This window comes from Microbacterium sp. nov. GSS16, assembly GCF_028198145.1.
Taxonomy (GTDB): domain Bacteria; phylum Actinomycetota; class Actinomycetes; order Actinomycetales; family Microbacteriaceae; genus Microbacterium.
This window is the reverse complement of the sequence record NZ_CP116338.1, coordinates 383,029-402,176: the sequence shown is the minus strand read 5'-3', so window position 1 is coordinate 402,176 and position 19,148 is coordinate 383,029. Positions and strand designations below refer to the sequence as shown.

At 64.7% G+C, this 19,148-nt stretch carries 14 protein-coding genes; 6 read left to right on the top strand and 8 right to left on the bottom strand.

Going from position 1 to position 19,148, the window contains the following annotated elements; translation table 11 throughout:
* Window positions 1-9: 9 nt before the first annotated feature.
* From PGB26_RS01835 to PGB26_RS01815, 5 genes are all read right to left on the bottom strand, one after another.
* Complete coding sequence (locus PGB26_RS01835; RefSeq protein ID WP_271638602.1) at window positions 10-2,265, bottom strand: heavy metal translocating P-type ATPase; 2,256 nt, start codon at window positions 2,263-2,265, stop codon at window positions 10-12.
* On the bottom strand, window positions 2,262-4,331 hold the full coding sequence (locus PGB26_RS01830) for a cytochrome c oxidase assembly protein (protein WP_271638601.1): 2,070 nt from the start codon (window positions 4,329-4,331) through the stop codon (window positions 2,262-2,264). The genes PGB26_RS01835 and PGB26_RS01830 overlap by 4 nt, the downstream gene beginning before the upstream one ends.
* The gene (locus PGB26_RS01825; RefSeq protein ID WP_271638600.1) at window positions 4,324-4,551 is read right to left on the bottom strand and encodes a heavy-metal-associated domain-containing protein; all 228 of its coding nucleotides are present in this window, start codon (window positions 4,549-4,551) and stop codon (window positions 4,324-4,326) included. Before PGB26_RS01825 ends, PGB26_RS01830 begins: the two co-directional genes overlap by 8 nt.
* Window positions 4,552-4,626: 75 nt before the next feature.
* On the bottom strand, window positions 4,627-5,433 hold the full coding sequence (locus PGB26_RS01820; RefSeq protein ID WP_271638599.1) for a M56 family metallopeptidase: 807 nt from the start codon (window positions 5,431-5,433) through the stop codon (window positions 4,627-4,629).
* A gap of 4 nt (window positions 5,434-5,437) precedes the next feature.
* Window positions 5,438-5,773, bottom strand: a complete 336-nt coding sequence (locus PGB26_RS01815; RefSeq protein ID WP_247962548.1) for a BlaI/MecI/CopY family transcriptional regulator — start codon at window positions 5,771-5,773, stop codon at window positions 5,438-5,440.
* Between the two features lie 261 nt (window positions 5,774-6,034).
* Here PGB26_RS01815 and PGB26_RS01810 point away from each other — a divergent pair, with 261 nt between their 5' ends.
* Window positions 6,035-6,958 carry a PDR/VanB family oxidoreductase gene (locus tag PGB26_RS01810; RefSeq protein ID WP_271638598.1) on the top strand — a complete coding sequence of 308 codons (924 nt, stop codon included), beginning with the start codon at window positions 6,035-6,037 and terminating at the stop codon, window positions 6,956-6,958.
* 24 nt (window positions 6,959-6,982) lie between these two features.
* Here the strand turns inward: PGB26_RS01810 and PGB26_RS01805 are convergent, their stop codons facing one another.
* A complete protein-coding gene (locus PGB26_RS01805; RefSeq protein ID WP_271638597.1) occupies window positions 6,983-7,594 on the bottom strand; it encodes a DUF5134 domain-containing protein in 612 nt (203 codons plus the stop codon).
* A 62-nt stretch (window positions 7,595-7,656) separates the two neighbouring features.
* Here PGB26_RS01805 and PGB26_RS01800 point away from each other — a divergent pair, with 62 nt between their 5' ends.
* On the top strand, window positions 7,657-9,093 hold the full coding sequence (locus PGB26_RS01800) for a PepSY-associated TM helix domain-containing protein (RefSeq protein WP_271638596.1): 1,437 nt from the start codon (window positions 7,657-7,659) through the stop codon (window positions 9,091-9,093).
* Window positions 9,094-9,610: 517 nt separating this feature from the next.
* Here PGB26_RS01800 and PGB26_RS01795 read toward each other — a convergent pair.
* Window positions 9,611-11,641, bottom strand: a complete 2,031-nt coding sequence (locus PGB26_RS01795; protein ID WP_271638595.1) for a heavy metal translocating P-type ATPase — start codon at window positions 11,639-11,641, stop codon at window positions 9,611-9,613.
* A gap of 79 nt (window positions 11,642-11,720) precedes the next feature.
* Here PGB26_RS01795 and PGB26_RS01790 point away from each other — a divergent pair, with 79 nt between their 5' ends.
* From PGB26_RS01790 to drt3b, 3 genes are all read left to right on the top strand, one after another.
* Entirely contained in the window at window positions 11,721-12,050 is a 330-nt protein-coding gene (locus PGB26_RS01790) for an ArsR/SmtB family transcription factor (protein WP_271638594.1), read from the top strand.
* A gap of 624 nt (window positions 12,051-12,674) precedes the next feature.
* Entirely contained in the window at window positions 12,675-14,018 is a 1,344-nt protein-coding gene (gene drt3a / locus PGB26_RS01785) for an antiviral reverse transcriptase Drt3a (RefSeq protein WP_271638593.1), read from the top strand.
* Window positions 14,011-16,059, top strand: a complete 2,049-nt coding sequence (gene drt3b, locus PGB26_RS01780; RefSeq protein ID WP_271638592.1) for an antiviral reverse transcriptase Drt3b — start codon at window positions 14,011-14,013, stop codon at window positions 16,057-16,059. The genes drt3a and drt3b overlap by 8 nt, the downstream gene beginning before the upstream one ends.
* A 257-nt stretch (window positions 16,060-16,316) precedes the next feature.
* Here drt3b and PGB26_RS01775 read toward each other — a convergent pair whose 3' ends face one another.
* Entirely contained in the window at window positions 16,317-17,624 is a 1,308-nt protein-coding gene (locus PGB26_RS01775; RefSeq protein WP_271638591.1) for a hypothetical protein, read from the bottom strand.
* Window positions 17,625-17,974: 350 nt separating this feature from the next.
* Between PGB26_RS01775 and PGB26_RS01770 the strand changes: the two genes are divergently transcribed.
* Window positions 17,975-19,135 (top strand): xylanase, encoded by a 1,161-nt coding sequence (locus tag PGB26_RS01770; protein ID WP_271638590.1) that lies wholly within the window; start codon window positions 17,975-17,977, stop codon window positions 19,133-19,135.
* The last annotated feature ends 13 nt before the right edge of the window (window positions 19,136-19,148 follow it).

Below are 19,148 nucleotides of genomic sequence, written 5' to 3'. Positions count from 1 at the left end.
TCAGATCGGCTATCGGGTGCTGCGGACGCGCTGGATTCGGAGACTGTTGTAGACGACGAGGACGGACGAGAGGGACATCGCCGCGGCAGCGATGAGGGGGTTGAGCAGTCCTGCGGCGGCGATGGGGATGGCGGCGATGTTGTATCCGAATGCCCAGCCGAGGTTGGTGCGGATCGTGCGCAGGGTCTTGCGGGAGATGGCGATGGCGTCGGGGATGACGTGGAGGTCGTCGCGGACGAGGATGATGTCGGCGGCTTTGAGGGCGATGTCGGTGCCGGAGACGAGCGCGAGGCCGAGGTCGGCGGTGGCGAGGGCGACGGCGTCGTTGACGCCGTCGCCGACCATCGCGACCTTCTCTCCCGCGACCTGGAGTTCGCGGACCACGTCCGCCTTCTGGGCGGGCGCGACACCGGCATGGACACGTTCGATGCCGAGCTCGGCGGCGATGCGGGCGCCGGCGGCGGGGCTGTCTCCGGTGAGGAGCACGGTGGTGAGGTTCTGGGCGTGGAGAGCGCTGATGGCGTCGGCGGCGCCGGGTTTGATGGTGTCGGCGAGGGCGAGCAGGCCGATCAGGTTCCCATCGCGGGCGACGAGGGCGACGGTGTGCCCCTTCTCGTGGGCGCCTGCGAGCGCGGCGGCTGCGGGGGTGAGGTCGATGTCGTGCTCGCGGAGCAGGTCGGCGTTGCCGATGAGGAGGGTGCTGCCGGCGATGCGGGCGGTGGCGCCGAGACCGGGGAGCGCGGTGAAATCTTCCAGGGAGTGTAGGTCGGTGATGTGGGCGCGGGCGGCTTCCTGGATGGCACGGGCGATGGCGTGTTCTGATCCTTGTTCGACGGATGCGGCCAATCGCCACAGCTCATGTTCTTCGACGCCGTAGGGTGTCGCAGTTTCGACGGTCATGCGGCCGGTGGTGAGGGTTCCGGTCTTGTCGAGGATGACGGTGGTGATGGTGCCGGAGGCTTCGAGGGCGTCGTGGCCTTTGATGAGGATGCCGAGGGTCGCGGCCCTGCCGATGCCGACCATGAGCGCGGTGGGGGTCGCGAGCCCAAGGGCGCAGGGGCAGGCGATGATGAGGACGCTGATTCCGATGCCGAATGCCTGCGCGAACGGGGTTCCGGTGAGCGTCCAGGCGACGGTGACGATGATCGCGAGGGTGATGACGGCGGGGACGAACCAGGTGACGATGCGGTCGACGAGGTTCTGCACGCGGGCTTTGCGGGCTTGGGCCTGCTCGGTGAGGGCCGCCATCTGGGCGAGCTGGGTGTTCGCGCCGACCGACGTGGTGGTCACTTCCAGGCGCCCGTCGGTGCTGATCGTGCCTCCGGTCACGGATGCTCCCGGACCGACGGGAACGGGGACTGGTTCTCCGGTCATCATGCTCGCGTCGACCGCGGCCGTGCCCGCTCGGACGGTGCCGTCGGCGGGGATGGTCTCTCCGGGGAGGACGACGAAAGTGTCGCCGATCCGCAGCGCCGTGGCGGGCTCGATCGCCTCGATGCCGTCGCGGACGACCCGGACGTGAGTGGCGGCGAGGGCGTTGAGGGCTCCGAGCACGTCTCCGGCTTTGCGGCGGGAACGTGTTTCGAAGTAGCGGCCGGCGAGCTGGAATGTCGTCATGCCGGCGGCGACGTCGAGGTAGATGGAGTCGGCGCCTGCGGGGGTGACGCCGAATCCGAGCCAGTAGCCGGCGGCTTCCGTGGTGCCGAAGCCGAGCAGCAGGGTCAGGATCGCCCACCCGAAGGAGGCGGCGATGCCGAGGGAGACGAGGGTGTCCATGCTGACCGCGCCGTGGCGGAGGTTGCGGAGCGTTGCCCGGTGGAACGGCCAGGCCGCCCAGGTCACGATCGGCAGCGCCATCAGCACGCAGACCCACTCCCAGCCGGGGAACCGCCACCCGGGGACGAGGGCGAGGACGATGGTAATGTCCATCAGCGGCACGGTGAGCAGCGCGGAGACGGCGAGGCGGCGGCGCAGGGAGGAGATCCGTACCTCGGTGGCGCGCGCGGACCAGGCGTCGTCGCTGGCGTCGCGCAGGTGGGCGCCGTAGCCGGCGTTCTCGACCTGCCGGATAGCCGTCGCCACCTCGTTGTCCGGGAGACCCGTGACGATGGCGCGTTCGGTGGCGTAGTTGACGCTCGCTGTCACCCCGTCGAGCTTGTTCAGTGCGCGTTCAACGCGTCCTGCACAGGCGGCGCATGTCATCCCAGAGATGTCGAGCTCCACCGGGGTGAGAGTTGCCGGTGTGGTGGTGTCCGTGGTCGTCATGAGTGGGTGTCCTCTCGGACGGTCGGTCGGGGACCGGGGCGACTCGCGTCGCGGTCAGCGAGGCGTTGGAGCATCTGGTTGTAGGCGTCGTATTCGTCGTCGCGCCCGGTGTCGATGTGCCGGTCCTTACGGCGCGCATCCCGCGCGTCCTGTCTGCTCCATTGGATGCCGAGCGCGACGATGACGATCATCAGCGGGATCTCCCCGCCCGCCCAGGCGACTCCGCCGCCGAGGTACTGCTGGGCCTGCAGGTCAGCCCAGGGTAGGCCAAGGCGCAAGTAGAAGTCCTCGGCGATGATGTCGGGGCTGGTCATCAGGATCACGCCGAAGAACGCGTGGAACGGCATTGCCGCCAGCACGTAGCCGAGCTTGCCGATGTGCGGCAGCGGCCGTGGGGGCCGGTCGACGCCGATGATGAGGCTGTAGTACAGGTAGCCGACGATGAGGAAGTGCAGGTTCATGAGCTGGTGCGCCCAGTGGAACCGCATGTAGTCGCCGAAGATGCCGGTGAGGTACAGGCCGTAGTAGGAGCCGATGAAGACGACGAACACGATCAGGGGGTTGTAGAGGAACTGCAGGACCCGCCAGTGCAGCACCCACGTGATCCAGTCGTGCAGGCCTGCGGGCTTGTTCCGGTCCGAGCGGGTCGCGCGCAGCAGCAGAGTGATCACGCCGCCGAGGACGAGGAGCCCGGGGGCGAGCATGTTCAGCGACATGTGCACGATCATGTGCACCCCGAAGTCCGGGGCTGAGTACTTCCCGAACCCGGAACTGGTGGCGACGACCACGACGGTCCACCCGCCGATCCACGCGGCCGTCCGACCGAGAGGCCACCGGTCGCCCCGACGGCGGAGCGTGCGCACCGCGATCAGGTAGACGGTGACCGCAGCTACGGCGATGCCGAGGAACAGCAGGTTCGGACGCCACTGGCCGAACAACACATCGAGTGTCGGAGTGTCAGGGACCTCGAAGCCCATGAACACCTGCTCGATGCTCGTCGGTACGAAGTACTGCGGCGGAGGCTGTCGCGTCATCGCCACGCCGACCCCTGTCCACCCCGCCACCGTCACAGCGCCCAGGGAAAGCAATACGGTCAGGTTCCCCGCGCGTAGCCGTCCTCGCTGGGCGAGAACCACGGCGGCAACGAATGTCACCGCGAAGACGATCAGGCAGGCAAAGCCGGCGAGGATCAGCCACCCGGTCAGCGAGGCGGTGATGGGGCCGCCGGCGAGCTTGAACACCCCGATGATGATGTCTGTGCCCACAATAATCGGGAGTGCGACGGTACCGATCTGGAACAGTCGCCGCAGGGTCGCGGGGGGGACAAGCCGTCCGGAAAGGACACGCAAGACGGCGACCAGGATCGCTCCGAAGAAAGCGTTCACGCCGAGGGTTTGGAAGATGGCGGCATCGCTGCCGAAGTCATGATCGGGCCCGACGAGCACTTGCCCGGTGACGACGGGAGCGAGCACAGCGATCGCAGTCGCCCACAACGGGATGAGGAGCCCGGTCCACCGTTCTGCGAAGAAGGAGGCGAAAAAGACGATCAAAGCCGCCAGGAAACTGACCGTCCAGGCCTTCGGCGCGTCGCTCGCTTCCCACAAGAACGGCAAAGCCCGAGCGACGGTCAGCCGCACGAGCGGGGTGCCGTTGGCATCGAGAGCCTCGAAGACAATCAGCGCGCCGGCGCACACAGACCATGCACCAGAGGAGACACGCAGCACCGAGATCTCGAATCCCTCTGAGAGATATCGCGCCCCGCGGCCCGGGACATCGCGCAAGAACAGCAGATGCACGAGCGCGCCGCTGGTGATCAGCGTGGCGAGCTGCGCGACGGAGAGCAGGATCGTGGTAACCACAGCCACATCGACCCCGGGATACCCGACGAAGATCCGCTCATACGGTTCCTCCCCGAGAGCAACCGCCACGAGAACCGGGAAGAAGATCAGTACAACGACGGCCGCGCCGATCAGGAGCGCGGCCGACGCGATCAAGGGTCTGCGGGCGCGGGGGTCCGCAGCGGTCGCGGATGCTGCTACGGGAGTGGCGGTGTCGGTGTCAGGCATTCGTGGCTTGGGGCCAGGACCGCACCGTGTAGCCGGCGTCCTCGACGGCCGACTCCACCGCGTTCAGATCAACGGCCACTGCATGGCCCAGCTGGACACGGCCTGAGGCGGCGTCGACCCGAACATCGACGATACCGGGAAGGGCGGAGAGTTCAGCGGTGACTGCGCGCTCGCAGTGCTCGCAGGTCATTCCATTCACCCAGAACTCGAACTCGGCCATGACCACTCCTCTTAACGCCGGACCACTCCCTTAACTCTACATCGTGTCGTAGATGAGAGTGGCTGAGAGGACAGGTCAGGCGTGTGCGAGTGCCGTGTCGTGTCGGCGGCGTGGCGTCTTCCAGCGTCGGAGGGTGAGCCGGTCCGCGCGAAGCTCGAGCCCGGGATCGCCTGTGGTGCGCCCCATCGTCGCCAGGGCGTTCGCGAGATGGACGGCACCGGCGCGACGGGCGGCGGCATCGTCTGCGATGAGCTCGATCAGCAACAACGTGGCCCGCTTCAAGGCGCGACCGGCCGGGAACCGGCGAGGGAGGCAAAGGGAATTGATCTCAGCGATCCGCACAGCCCACCCATGATGCTGACGCAGATGGGCGCGCTCGTGTTCGATCACCGCCCGCAACTGCGGGTCGCTGAGCAGTTCCTTGAGGGCCGTGGAGAGGTAGATCTCCGGTTCGCCGGACGGGACGGCACATGCAGCGGGCTCTTCGGATTCGAACCACACGAGGGTGACCCCATTCGAGTCCTCGCGGGATACGGCGACCGGCGCGAAGCGCCCGACGGCTTCCCGCCATGAGTCGGCGAGCGGCTCCGCGGTCGCGGAGACGAAGGCGATCACGGCGGCGAGCACTCCCAGGCTCAACCAGCCCGCGATGGTCAAGAGCAGGCCCTCCGCAGGCGCGTGTGTCTCTCCGACCTCGACGCAGCACATCAGCGCTGTCGTGGCGGAGGCGACCGCGCACCCGATCCCGGCGAAGAGGGCACTGAACCACAGGGACAGTGCGGTGCGCGGGTGGCGCACCTGCCAGCGTCCGGCGGTCAGCACGAGGGGCGCGAGCAGGAGGATCAGCGCTGCTGCGGCGAGGAAGGAGCCGGTGGCGATCAATGGATCACCTACGCTTGCGGGAGGGCTTGCCGGTGATCGCGCTGCGAAGCAGATCGAGGTCTTCCTCGGCGAGGTTGCCGGCGAACTGCAACAGCGCAGCCTGCCGGTCGCCGGCGCCGTCCAGGGCGGTCATCATGGACCGGCCGACATGCTCGTCGCCGCTTCGTGCCGCATGGAAGCGGACTTTGCGCGGGGAGTCTCCAGACCGGACGACATCGCCCTTCTTCTGCAGCCGTTCGAGAGCGGTCATCAATGTCGTGTATGCCGGGACGTGACCGGTGAACACTGCCTGGATGTCGCGGGCGCTCAACGGTTCGGATGCCTCCCAGAGGATGCGCATGACCTCGCCCTCAAGCTCCCCGCGCTCCCGCGTCCGCTCACCTGCCATCTGGCACCTCCGACGCTCAGTCTACCCACGAGTAAATCTACATGATGTCGTAGACTCGCGGTGTTCTGTTTCGCATCGACAGCGAGGATCTTGCGCGTGGCCCTATCCCTCTTCCGATCTCGTCGCTCCGTGGCAAAGAAGCCCGCCACGTCCCCGCTGCCGGCTTCCGTGTCCTCGCCGCGGCGACGTGTCCGAGTGGTCAGGAAGGAACCTGTGTCCGACCGTGCTGTGCTGCTGGAGTTGCGGGACGCCGAGGGTGCGGCCCTGGACTCGTTCGAGGCGGGTGCCCATATCGATCTGCACATCGCTCCCGGGCTCATCCGGCAGTATTCGCTCGTCGATGTCGGTCGAAACGATGGTGCCTATACGATCTGCGTGCAGCGTGAGGAGGATGGGCGTGGGGGTTCCATCGCGGTCCATGATCGCGTCCGCGAGGGCGACACTCTAACGATCTCCTCCCCGCGCAACACGTTTCCGCTCAGGCAGCCGGATGGGGGCGTCCTTCTTTTGTCGGCGGGTGTGGGCGTGACTCCGCTGGTGTCGATGGCCGCCCATCTTCACCGGACTGGCGCCGATTTCGAGTTCCACGCTTACACGCGCTCCCCGAATGCCCTTCCTCTGCGCGAGCACCTCGAATCCGCGGCCTACCGGGACCGCGTGCTTGTGCACGACAGCAGCCGGGGCGACTCGTTCCGCACCTCTGCTCCCAGGCTCCTTCACCAGCCCGTCGAAGGCGGGGCGGTGTACGTCTGCGGGCCGGAGGCTTTCGTGGCGCTCGCGCGCGAGCGTGCGAGCGATGCGGGTTGGGGGCCGGAGCAGGTTCGCAGCGAGCGCTTCGTACCCACGGCGCCACCCGAGCCGGACGGTTCCGCGCCATTCGCGGTCGTCGCTGCATCCACCGGCGAGGAGATGACCGTCGCGCCTGATGAGTCGATCGCGGACGTGCTGGAGCGTCACGGGTATGAGACCTATCGCTCGTGCGGACAGGGCTATTGCGGCTCCTGCGTGACCCGTGTCATCTCCGGCATCCCGGACCATCGCGACGAGACGCAGAGCCCCGAGGAGCACGCTCGTAACTCCCATATCAACGTGTGCTGCTCCCGGTCCCTCAGCGCCGTGCTCGAACTGGACGTGTGACGGAGAGGATCGTGCGGCGAGAGGTCAGAGGTTCATCAGCCAGAGCATCGCCCCCATGCCCGCGGCCATCAGCGCGTGACACAGGGCGTGCATCCGATGACCCCGTGCCACGGCCGCACGGTACAGCCACCACGCGGCCCCCAGGGTACAGGCGACGATGAATGCCGTGTTGACGACGTCGGCCCAGACGGGAGTTGCCATCAGCCCCATCTCGTCACCGCCGCCGTGGTGTCCGGCGTGCGCGGACCCTCCGTCGCCGCCCATGTCCATCCCGGCCATCAGGAGCGGCATCGCGGCGAGCATCCAGATCATCGCCGCGTTCAGCACGACATGCCCGACCAGCTCCACGCGATGCGGGAACCCGTGGGCGCGGGCCAGCGCGGGCAGTAGGGCGAGGGCGAAGATCGCGAACAGGGCGATCTGCGCCCAGGTCACCGCGTCCAGCACTGTCACCCAGGTCATGAGGATCATCGCGGCGCTCATCACCGCGTGGTTGATGTCGATCAGCTCCTCGTCCGCCAGATCCTCCGTGCGCGCGGGGCGGCGGATGCGCCGTGCGATGAGGTCGCCGAGGCAGATGAGGCCGGTGGCGAAGAAGACGACGGTGAGGATGAGGTCCCAGGGCGATGCGATCACACCACCATCTTACTACTACAATATGTAGAGATAATTCGTTTGCTGTTCCGAGAGGCTTCCCGATGACCGCTGTCCAGACCGACACCGCCGGCACGTCGCCCCATGCTGCGCCGGCACCGCGACGACGCAAGACGAACTGGTACGGCGCGTTCTGGCGCTGGCACTTCTACGGCTCCCTGATCGTCATCCCGGTTCTGTTCGTCCTCGCAGTGACCGGCATGACCTACATGTTCCGCGCCGAAGTCGACGCCCTCACCCACCCGGGAGTCCTCACAGTGACGGCGCCGGAGGGAGCAGAGAGGCAGGCGCTGTCCACGCAGGAAGACGCCGTCCGTGACGCGTTCCCCGACAGGCCCATCCTCTCCGTCATCGACCACACCGGCGACCGGGCGACGGTGTTCGTCACCGAACGCGCGGACGGGGTCAACGCGAACGTCTACGTCGACCCGTACACGACAACGGTGACCGGGGAACTCACCGCGGACCAGTTGATCTCCGACTGGGCGGAACGCATCCACGGCGACCTGCTGATCGGCGAGGAAGGCATCGGGGATCGTATCGTCGAGCTCGGCGGCAGCTGGGCGATCGTGCTCACCATCACGGGCTTCATCATCTTCTTCCTCGGCCGCCGGCCCCGCAAAGCCGCACAGGCGAAAGGCGCCAAGGGTGCGCGGCTGCGCGGATGGCATGCGATCGTCGGCCTGCCCGTGGGCCTGGGCATCCTGATGCTCGTCGTCTCCGGCCTGCCCTGGACCGGAGTATGGGGCTCAGTCGCACAGCAGGTCGCATCCGGCAACGGCGTCTCGCTCTGGGGAGAAGACCCCGGCGCCGAATCCACGATCGATCAGCTCATCGAGGACACCAGCGGCACCAACGCCGAAGCGGGCTGGGCCATCGGCAACGGGCCCACCGGCACCAGCACGAGCGCCGGCACGACACCGATCTCCATCGACGACGCCGTCGCCGCGGCACAGGCCGAGGGAGCCCCCGAGCCGTACTCGATCATCTACCCCGACGGCGACACCGGTGTGTTCAGCGTCATGTCCAGCCAGTGGAACGACAACGGCAACCCCGCCGAATCCGAGGTGAGCCTCGAACGCACCATCCACATCGATCAGTACAGCGGAGAGATCGTCGGCACCTACGGGTACGACGACTACAGCATCACCGCGCAGGTCGTCTCACAGGGCATCGCCGTCCACGAGGGACGCCGCCTCGGCCTGGTCAACACGATCCTGTCCACCCTGTTCTGCCTCGCCGTGATGTTCATGTGCGTCTCCGCACCCATCATGTGGTGGAACCGGCGCGGCACCGCATCCGGCATGGCCGCACCCCGCGCGAAACTGCCCGTCTGGGGAAACTGGCTCCTCGTGATCATCATGCTCGGCCTCGGCATCTTCCTGCCCTTGTTCGGCCTGTCCCTCATCGTCATCCTCGCACTCGATCAAGTGCTGATCCGACGCGTGCCACGGATGAAGAAGTTCTTCGGCAGCGTCTGAGCCGCGGAGACCCTACCGCGGATACTCGCGAGACGTCCCCACAGCGCTGATACAGATGCGTCGCGCCAGAGTGAGGGCCTCACCGGTGCCCACGATGAGCAGCCCGGGACAGTTCTCTGCTGCCGCGCAGCGGCGGGGGAGCGAGATTGCGTGATGTCAATACGGACAGGACAGTGCGTCTTCTGTTGAGTAGACCTGCTGCGGCGGTGAGAGGGCGAGCACGTAGCTCTTGACGGTTTGCGAGTAACGCAAGTGGTCTACTTAGAGTTTCCTCGCCAGCGGCTACGCACCCACGCGCCGATCTTTCGAAATCGGTATCCCACGTCGTGCCACTCCTCGGCGAGAGAAGGTGATTCTTCCTCCTCCGGCCGTTGGGGAGCTCCTATTGCGATGAGAAAGATGATCACCAGGAGAGCAGTGGGCAACGCCAGTGCGCCCATCCACCATCCGATCTCCATGAGCATTCTGTCAGCTACTCGACCCGGCATCGATCACGTCTTGACTCGTTCCATGAGGATCAACGCGAGGGGCGGTCTTCGTGGTCGATGCCAGCGTGCTCCTTGCCACGCTCGAAGCCCAGGAGGCGAAGAGCGTTGGCCACGACGATGAGTGTCGAGCCCTCGTGGATGAGCACCACGGCACCGATGTTCAGCCCGATGAAGGTGGCGATCACCAGGAGGACGACGATCGCGAGACTCGCGATGAGGTTCTGACGGATGATCCGGCTGGTCGCGCGGCTCAGACGCACGGCGAACGGGACGCGTCCCAGGTCGTCGCTCATGAGAGCGATGTCACAGGTCTCCAGTGCGACGGTGGAACCGGCAGCCCCCATCGCGATGCCGATGTCCGCGCGAGCCATCGCGGGCGCGTCGTTCACGCCGTCCCCGACCATCGCGATGGGGCGATGCGTCTCGGCAAGACGAGTGATGTGCGCAACCTTGTCCTCCGGCAGCAGCTCACCGATTGCGGTGTCGACGCCGACCTCGCGGCCGACGGCATCCGCGACGCGCTGGTTGTCGCCGGAGATCATCACGAGCTGGCCGACGTTCGCGCTTCGCAACACGCGGAGTACCTGCGCGGACTCGGCGCGAGAGGTGTCCATCACGCCGACGACCCCCAGGAACCGATCACCGTGTCGGACGATCATCAGCGTCTGGCCGGAGTCGCGCGCCTCCGTGTAAGCGTTCTCGACTGACGAGGGAAGGGCGAGGCCCTGCTCGTCGAACATCCGCAGGTTACCGACCTCGACGATCTCTCCGTCGACCGTGGCGCGTACACCGCGGCCGACGACGGCGTTGAGGTCCGACGCCTCGACGCGCTCCGCCTCGGACACCTGACCTGCGAGGTCACGGACGATCGCTGCTGCGAGCGGGTGATCGCTGAGAGACTCCACGCCGACCAGGATGGGGACGAGGAGGCTGCCGTCCACGCCGTCCACGGGAGTGACCGACGTCACCTGCGGGTTGCCCCAGGTGAGGGTGCCGGTCTTGTCGAAGGCCATCGCCCTGACGCGCCCCAGGGTCTCCAGCGGAGCACCGCCCTTGACCAGCACGCCGGCGCGGGCCGCTCGGGCGACTCCAGCGAGAACGGCCGCCGGCGTCGCGATGGCCAGTGCGCACGGGCTCGCGGCCACGAGGACAGTCATTGCGAGATAGAAGGCATCCGTGAACGGCTGCGAGAACACGGACATCGCGACCATCAGGGTGGCGGCCACGCCGAGGATCACCGCGGGCACGTACCACCGCTGGAAACGGTTGATGAACTGCTGCGTCGGTGACGCAGCCTGGTCGGCCGTGCGGACCAGCTCGACGACCTTGCTCAGCGTCGAGTCCGCGGCCGTCGCCGACACCACGACCTCGAGCACTCCGGAGCCGTTCACCGTGCCGGCGAACACGCGATTCGCGGCCGGAAGGGTATCCACGGTGCGCATCGCCCGCTCGCGATCCGCGACCGGCTCCTTCTCGATGGGCATCGACTCACCGGTGACCGCCGACTGATCGACCGCCGAGATCCCGGCGATCACGAACCCGTCCGACGGGATCCTCGAGTTCGGGCGCACCACCACGACATCACCCACCGCGATCTGCTCCACGGGAACCTCGACGGGATCGTCGTCTCCGCGGCGCACCAGGGCACTCCGTGGCGCGAGTTCGGCCAGCGCTTCGATCGACTTGCTGGCGCGGCTCATCGCGTATTCCTCGAGGGAATGGCCGAGGCTGAAGAGGAACAGCAGCACCGCGCCCTCCGCCCACTTCCCGATCAGCGCGGCGCCGATCGCGGCGACGATCATGAGGAAGTCGACCTCGAACTTGCCCCGCAGCGTCGACGAGACCGCCGTGCGCACGGTGAAGAAGCCTCCGAAGAAGTAGGTGGCGATGAACAGGACCAAGGGCAGACCCATGAGCGGCAAGCCGACCGCATACTCTGCGATCATGCCCGCGGCGTAGGTGATTCCCGCGGCGATGGCGAACCACAACTCCCACCGGGCGGAGCCGTGTGCATGTTCCTCTGTGGTGTCGTGCGAGTTCGTGGCAGTCGAGCTGGTCATGCTTCGACAATACATCACAAGAACATGATATGTTGATATATGTGAATGATAATCGTGCTCATAGGGGAGGATGTCAACTATGACCGACTCGGCAGAATCGGCATCTGCTCCGCTGTCAGCGGGGGATGCCGAGCGGCTGGCTGAGATCATGCGGGCACTGGCGTCACCGGTCCGACTCCGCATCCTGAGCGCGCTGCGCATCCGGCCCAGCACGGTGACCGACCTCGGCGCGCAGCTCGGCATCGGACAGACGACGCTCTCCAACCACCTACGGCTTCTCCGGAATCTCAGCGTGGTCCGCGGCGATCGTGAGGGACGGCACATCCACTACGTGCTGTTCGACGACCACGTCGCAGATCTCTTCGACGAGGCCATGGGGCACCTTCGCCACCTTCCCAACGATCGGTGACCGCTCGGTCTCCACCGAGGGGCCGAGCGGTCCTGTGTCCTTCCGCCTTCGCTTCGTCGTGGGTCTTGAAGTCCGCCGCAGCCTCGTTGTCACGAACAGTTCCTCATGAGCCATGTCGCTGTTGCCAACGCCACGTTCGTCGCCGCAGCCTTCGGCTATGCCGATGTGCTGATAGCCGTTCGCCACGGTGTCGCGAGCCGCTCGGGTGATGACGTCGTCCTCGATCATCTGCTGCCACGTCGGTGCGATCTGGGAGTGTCCGGGGCGGCCCGCCCCGGCATCAGGAGCCGCCCCTTGCGACTGCGAACTACAGGATCAATGGCACTGGGCCAGCCTCAGCGCGTGTCGGTATGACGCCGATTGACCGACAATCCGCCGATCTTGGTCACAAGATCACTGGCACGCACTACAGAATCACTGTCGTCGGACACCGATTTCACGAAAGTGGCGGAATCTCAAAAAAGTGGCGGAGCGTCTCAAGAAGTTGGCGGAGTCTCACGAACCTGGCGGACGGACGGCGTGTCGAAGCGGCGCCCCGGCCGGCGGTCTCGACTTTGTCCGCTGTCGGCGCCGGTTGCGGACGCGGCATCAACGGTCGGTAGGCTCACGAGAGGAGGGTTGGGATTGGATCAGAGCTTCTCGCCGAAGAACTTGCGCAGGATCTGGGACTTGGAAGCGCGGCGTGGACGCGATCTCCTCAGTCTCTACCCTGACGTTCGCCGCGCCTATGATGTGGCGCGCGACTCGCGCCATCGCGCTCGGGCAGCGCGCAAGCGGACGGTGCCTTACATCGGTCCATCTGAGCTGGCGCCGGAATCCGTTGCGCATGCGGACCGCCAGGCTGCCGAGGAATTGCTGGAAACATCGATTGCTGCAACTAGCGAGGCACTCATCAGAAGCGTCGAGTCCGACGAGTTCGTGTGGGGTTTGGCCCGCGGCCAAGTAGTTGGTGGGAAGCGTCAGACCTACTCGATCGCGGCTACCCCGGAGGCGTTCTTCGCGGACAAGCACCTTCAACGCGTCGTCGGATCGACGTTGCTGAGCCGTCCGCGAGGACGCCAATCGATCGTCGCGGGGCTGATCCGCACGCTTGATAACAACTTGCCGAAGATTATCGTCCGGGCTGATGTGAAGGACTTCTACGACAGCATCGACCACCGACGACTTCGTTCTCATCTAGACACGACAGCGCTAAGCCCATCGTGCCTGCGACTGATCGACAGGTTGCTCACCGAGATGGAGGCCCTCACCGGGAAGGCGCGCGGCCTCCCCGCAGGTGTGGGTCTGAGCGCGAAGCTAGCCGAGTCGTACATCGCTCAAGCTGATCGCGCTCTGCGGGATACTCGCGGCACACTTTATTTCGCGCGCTACGTCGACGACATCGTCTTGGTGCGCGCGGAGGAACGGAAGGGCGCGATAGCACCGAGCGCCGTGGTCGCGGAGATTGAAACCGAGCTCCAACGGCTCGATCTGGCCCTGAACACAGCGAAGACTCTGCATCGAGAACTCGTCAACAACTCGCTCGGGAAAATTGAGTTCCTTGGCTACGAGATCGAGTATCGGAGCAAGAAGGGCACTGTGGTAAGGCTCACGCGTGACCGTTACAAGACCATCAGAGCTCGCATCGATAGGGCTTTCTCCGCGTGGGACCGCGCGGATCCTGCCAACCACGGACGACGAAGCCTGCTCCTCGATAGGCTTCGCTTCCTGACGGCGAACACTCGCTTATCCCACAATAAGCGGAACGCGTTAGTTGGGATTTACTTCTCAAATCCGCACCTAACCGATCTGCAGTCGCTCGCGGCGTTGGACCGCCATCTTCACGATCGAGCCTCGCGGTCTTCGTTGCCACCTGGCCTCGATCAGAAGATCGCGGCCTTGTCATTCACTGATGGGTTCAGTCGACGAACGATCCATCGCTGGTCAATGCAACGCATGACACGATTGAAGGGGGCATGGCGTGCCTAAGCGTCGGCAGTCTCTTCGGAAGCACCCCGCGCGGGTTGTACTGAGCGACGTCCTGCCCTATGAACTCCCGCCATCGTTCAGCAACCGTGGCCTCTACGATTTTCTTCGCGATGCCGATGTGTGTCTCGGTGCGAAGACTGTGCATGCGAAGCAGCTTGACGACACAACAGAAGTGATACTCGGGGTCATACTCGGCCGGCGTGTCTCGTTCCCCGCAGGTAGCACTCCCGGAAGGCGCGCTGCTCTCAACCTTCCCGCAGATCGGGGAGCCGTGCCCACGATCCCCTTTCAATACACGGTGCGCCACCGGAAGAACGACTACCGCACGCTGACTGTGCCGCACCCTATGGCGCAGTTGGACGTTGCGGACTTCTACGAAAGGTTCGAGGATCTCATCCTCTACCACACATCCAAAAGCCGCTTCTCGTTGAGGCGGCCGGCGCGAGTCGCGCCATACGTTGTCGTGAGGGATTCGCTCTTCGCCTTTCAACGGCGAGCATACGACAGTATCGAACACGATGACCACGAGTACGAATGGTTGCGCTCATACTTTACATACCAGCGATACTCGAACGTCTACAAATTCTACGACTCCGCTGAGTATCGATCCTGTGAGCGCAGGTTCGGGTATCTCGTCAAGGTCGATGTAGCGAAGTGTTTCGACAGTATCTACACCCATTCGATTGCGTGGGCGGCTCACGGCCACGATGTTGTGAAGGCCAATCTGCGATCGGATCTCGATCGCACGTTCGGCGGCGCGTTCGACAAGCTTATGCAACGGCTCAACCACAGCGAGACGAGCGGCATCACGATCGGCTCGGAAGTATCCCGACTGTTCGCGGAGATCATTCTCCAGGCGGTAGATCTCGAGCTTGCAGATCAGCTTGACCAACTGGGAATGAAGTTCGGCGAAGACTACGAGGTCCTGCGCTACGTCGATGACTACTTCATCTTCCTCGCGGACGAAAGCAGGCGTCCTTTTGTAGTCGACGCGTTGTCTAGGGGCCTGCGCAAGTACAAGCTGCACCTGAATGCGTCGAAGGAGGAAGGGGAGTTCACGCCGTGGCTGTCACCGCTGACGGTCGCCAAGAAGCGAGTTCGCCAGCTCATACGGCAGGCGACGAAGCTACGTGATCGAGAGGACGCCGGTATCGCCGTGAGCCGTCCCTATGTCGATGCAGGCGATTTGATCGTGGAGTACAAGGCGATCCTGTTGGACACCGGCGTCAGCCACTTTGAGCTAGCAAACTACGCGTTAGCACGCGTTGAGCGCTCGTTCGAGAAGCTCCTGCGTAGGTCAAGAGAAGTCCTCGACAGTGTTGAACTCAATGGCCAACAACTATCGAGGCACCATCGCGCGCTTACCTCGGCTCTTCTCGCGCTCACGGACTTTGTCTTCTTCGTCTACTCGGGCGCTCCGCGCATGAGCCCCGCGGTCAAGGTGGCCCGAGTTTGCAGTACGTTGCTCCGCTACGCGCGTTCGGAAGGCGTGCCTGCGCACGATCGTGAGCGAGTCGAGATGCGCGTTCGGGACGAGCTGATGCAGCAACTTAGGCGGTCCAAGGGGCCGATGAACCCAGATGCGGTGACAGCGACATTCATCGACTGCGTCTCAGACTTGGGCTCGAACTACTCGATCCGCGAAGACGAACTCGCAGACCTCTGCGGATTCACAAGATCAGGGAGCGACTTCCGTGAGCCCTCGACGATGACCGTACTGCTGCTGTTCAGCCTGCTCCTACACATGAAGCGATCGAAGGCTTACCCGAAGCTACGCCGGGCGTGCGAAGCATGGATCCTCCGGATGCAGGAGCGCTCGCTTATCGATGGAGAGCTTTCGCTTCTCAACCTGAATGTGCTCACCTGCCCGTTTGTCGCGCGATCCGTTCGGGAGGCGATATGCGCCCGATACGTGGGGGCGGTGACTGTACCGGCAACCGTAGACCGTCTGATCGCGAAAACCCGACGATGGAACGTGGACTGGGAGACGTTCGACCTCTATGCCGCGCTCGAGCGGAAGAGGATGCTCGAGGTATATTGACTGGGCGCCCAGGCTCGCCCGACTTGTTTCGAGCTCACACACCAGCGCAGAGCGTGACGCCTGGAGAATCGCCGGAGGTGGTGGGCTGTCTTCGGGCGGCCCACCACCTCGAACCCAGCTCAGAATGCCCGGTGGCTCGTCCCCGTCCGAGCCAGTGATACAGCTGGACGGCTGAGTCGGACTCGGCGATCGAAGCTTGATTTGCCGAGAATGTGCGAGAACCAAGTCCGCACGCTACCGCGGGCGAAACCCGATGCTCAAGCAGCGCCGAAGCTACGGCTGAGCGGGTCCTCGTCAAGCCGCCGTCTCAGAAGGTCCTTCGCGCACCCGAGACGCCCCGCGACCCAGTAGCGGAGGACTAGAGCATTTTCGCGATAGGCGTTGGCTAGGGTCACAATGTCGGGCGTCGGATTGTCTGCATGTTTCACTCCCATGTATGACAGCCGAGATCGATCCTTCCAGGCCTCGACGTCTGGAACAGGCACCACAGGCATGTCTGCGAGGATCGCCTCCATCGCATCGTTGTATGTGATCTGCCCGCGTGTATTCAGTGTGGCACCGTTTGCTCCGTCGCTTGCAAGCTGGAAGCCAAGCGCTTCGATAGCGATACCAGTCTGCGCGACGCGCGTTTCGACGAACAGCCCGCGTTCATCAACGATCCCGATGAGGGGCAGAAGTGCGCGTTCGTACTTAGACCTCAGTCGAACCCAGCGCTGCACGCCAGGTGCACCGATGTCCGCGAACGTAAACAGAAAATGCACGCCCGTGGGAGCAGTATCGGCGAGGCGGAGGCGGCGGGTTACGACTTCTGACCACACCATCATCTTGCTCTCGCCGTCCGCGGGTGTCTCATGCCGATTCGACTGCTCAACAACTCCAACTTCGATGCGAGAGAAGCCGAACGGCTTCCAGGCCGATATTGAGAGGAGGTCCTGAACAGCGCGGTGCGGGGCGAGGAGGCCATCCCAAGCCTCATGCTTCTTGGAAGTCGTAGAGATTTGGATGACATCGTGGGTTGCGATCGTTCCCGGCGCCGGGATGCTAGAACGCCAGGACGGCTGAAGGGTCAGATTCTTGTTCCGCGCCAGAGGCTGCGCCGCGGGGGAGCGCATGGTGATCGTGTATTCGAGCGTGCGATTTGCCTTGTCGTTCTTCACTTCGGTCGTGCGGCTGCTTATCCCCGTCCACTCGGCGAGCCCGGGAATCTCCGTTCGGACGCCGTTGACCTTTTCGAAGTTCGCCCAACTACGGCCTCCGAGGACCGCATACTCGGCGACCACTCGTCCGAAGCCAGCTCCGTTGGAACCAAATGAGGCTGCAGTCTGCCGGCAGCCGATGAGGCTGACGTGGCCGCGGTGGTCGTTGAACAGTAGATTCGACGGTGGGGTGTAGCGGAAACGGGTTCGATCAGGATCGTCTCCAAATTGGATGCCAGAGGAGAACCAGCGGCTGTAGGGGTCGTCATGCCCGAACATGCCTTTCGTAGGGACCGTGAGCTGAATCGCATCCTCGGTGCGTTCCAGCATGACCGCGATCTCTGGGGTAGTTGGATCGCCGTCAACCATCCATCCGATCCTGGGATCACCTTCCACGAGAACATTGCTTGTCACGAGTTCTGTCCTCCGAGTTGTCGATGTCGCGAACACGATCCCGAACGCGACGATGCACGGGTCAGACTGTACTAGCAGCCCAGACGGTGCCGACTTCCGACAGGTCTCTTGAGACAGATCGAGCTTGGGCCCGTTCAAGGTTCCCGCGAGATTGCGCGGTAGTCGTGTCTCACGGCCCGACACCTTTCGTGAGATCGGACACCGACGATCTGAACGACGGGGATCCCAAGAGGGAAGGCCCTAAGGACCGGCCGTGTGCGGCGGGATCTCAGCGGCGTGCGAGTCCGTCGCTACACTCGGGAACCGTGAGCGCAGCACCATCGAACGGTCGAGGATCTCGAACGTCGTCGAAAGCCGTCCGTCGTCTGCTGATCGGCCTCGTCGCGATTCTCGCGATCGCGCTCGTCGCCATCATCGCGGTCCCGTTCGTGCGCGCGCTTGCCGGCGAGGCGCAGGAGCCGCCCGCAGAAATCGATCCAACCATCAGCGTCGCTCCGACCCCGAGTCCCAGCCCGCTGACGCCGGCCCAGCAGCTGCTGGAAGACGCCGCTGACCCGGCAACCGCCTGCGCTGTGACGTTTTTCGGCGAGGGTGTCGAGCTGGCGCCGATGCTGCAGACGGAGGGGATGTTGTACTCCGGGCTGCCGATCCCTGAGCGTGCCGGGGCGGTGTTCGCCGGCTGGTATCCGACGCTCGAGACGGCGCAGGCTCAGGCGCAGACCGACCGGGTCAACGGATCGCGGCCTGCCGTCTGCGTCAACCACGAGAGCGCTCTGTACGCAGCGTGGACCACGCCTGAGCAGAATCTTGCGACCGCCGCAAAGATCCCGATCCTGATGTACCACCAGTTCACCACCAAGCCACAAGGCGAGTCCGGATGGCTGCGCGGCAACTTCGTGTATGTCGAAGACTTCAAGGCGCAGATGGACTACGTGGCAGCGCAGGAGTTCTACCTGCCCACGTGGGACGAGCTGGATGCGTTCATCGACGGCAGGCTGTTCCTGCCGCGGCATTCGCTCATCATCACGGACGATGACGCCGATCCGACGTGGCTCGAACTCGCCGTGCCCGTCGTGACCGAGCGGCAGCTCCTCACGACGTCGTTCGTCATCACATCTGCCCGCCAAGACCCCGCGCCGTCACCGTTCGTCCTGCAGCGGTCGCACACGAACGACATGCATCGAGCGGGAGATGATGGCCGAGGGCGGATGGTGAACCTGTCAGCCGATGAGGTCGCGGCCGACCTGGAGGAATCAGCTCGCATCCTCGGCAGCAGAGAGGTCGTCGCCTACCCTTATGGTCACCACAGCCCGACAGCCGAGCAGGGCGCCACGCAAGCCGGATACCTACTCGCGCGCACGATCGAGCACGGGTACGTGCAGGTGGGGACGAACAAGCTCCAGCTTCCCGTCATCCGCATGAACTACGGGGACACGGTCTCGAAGCTGAAGAAGGACATCGGCTGACGCTGCGGTGGGT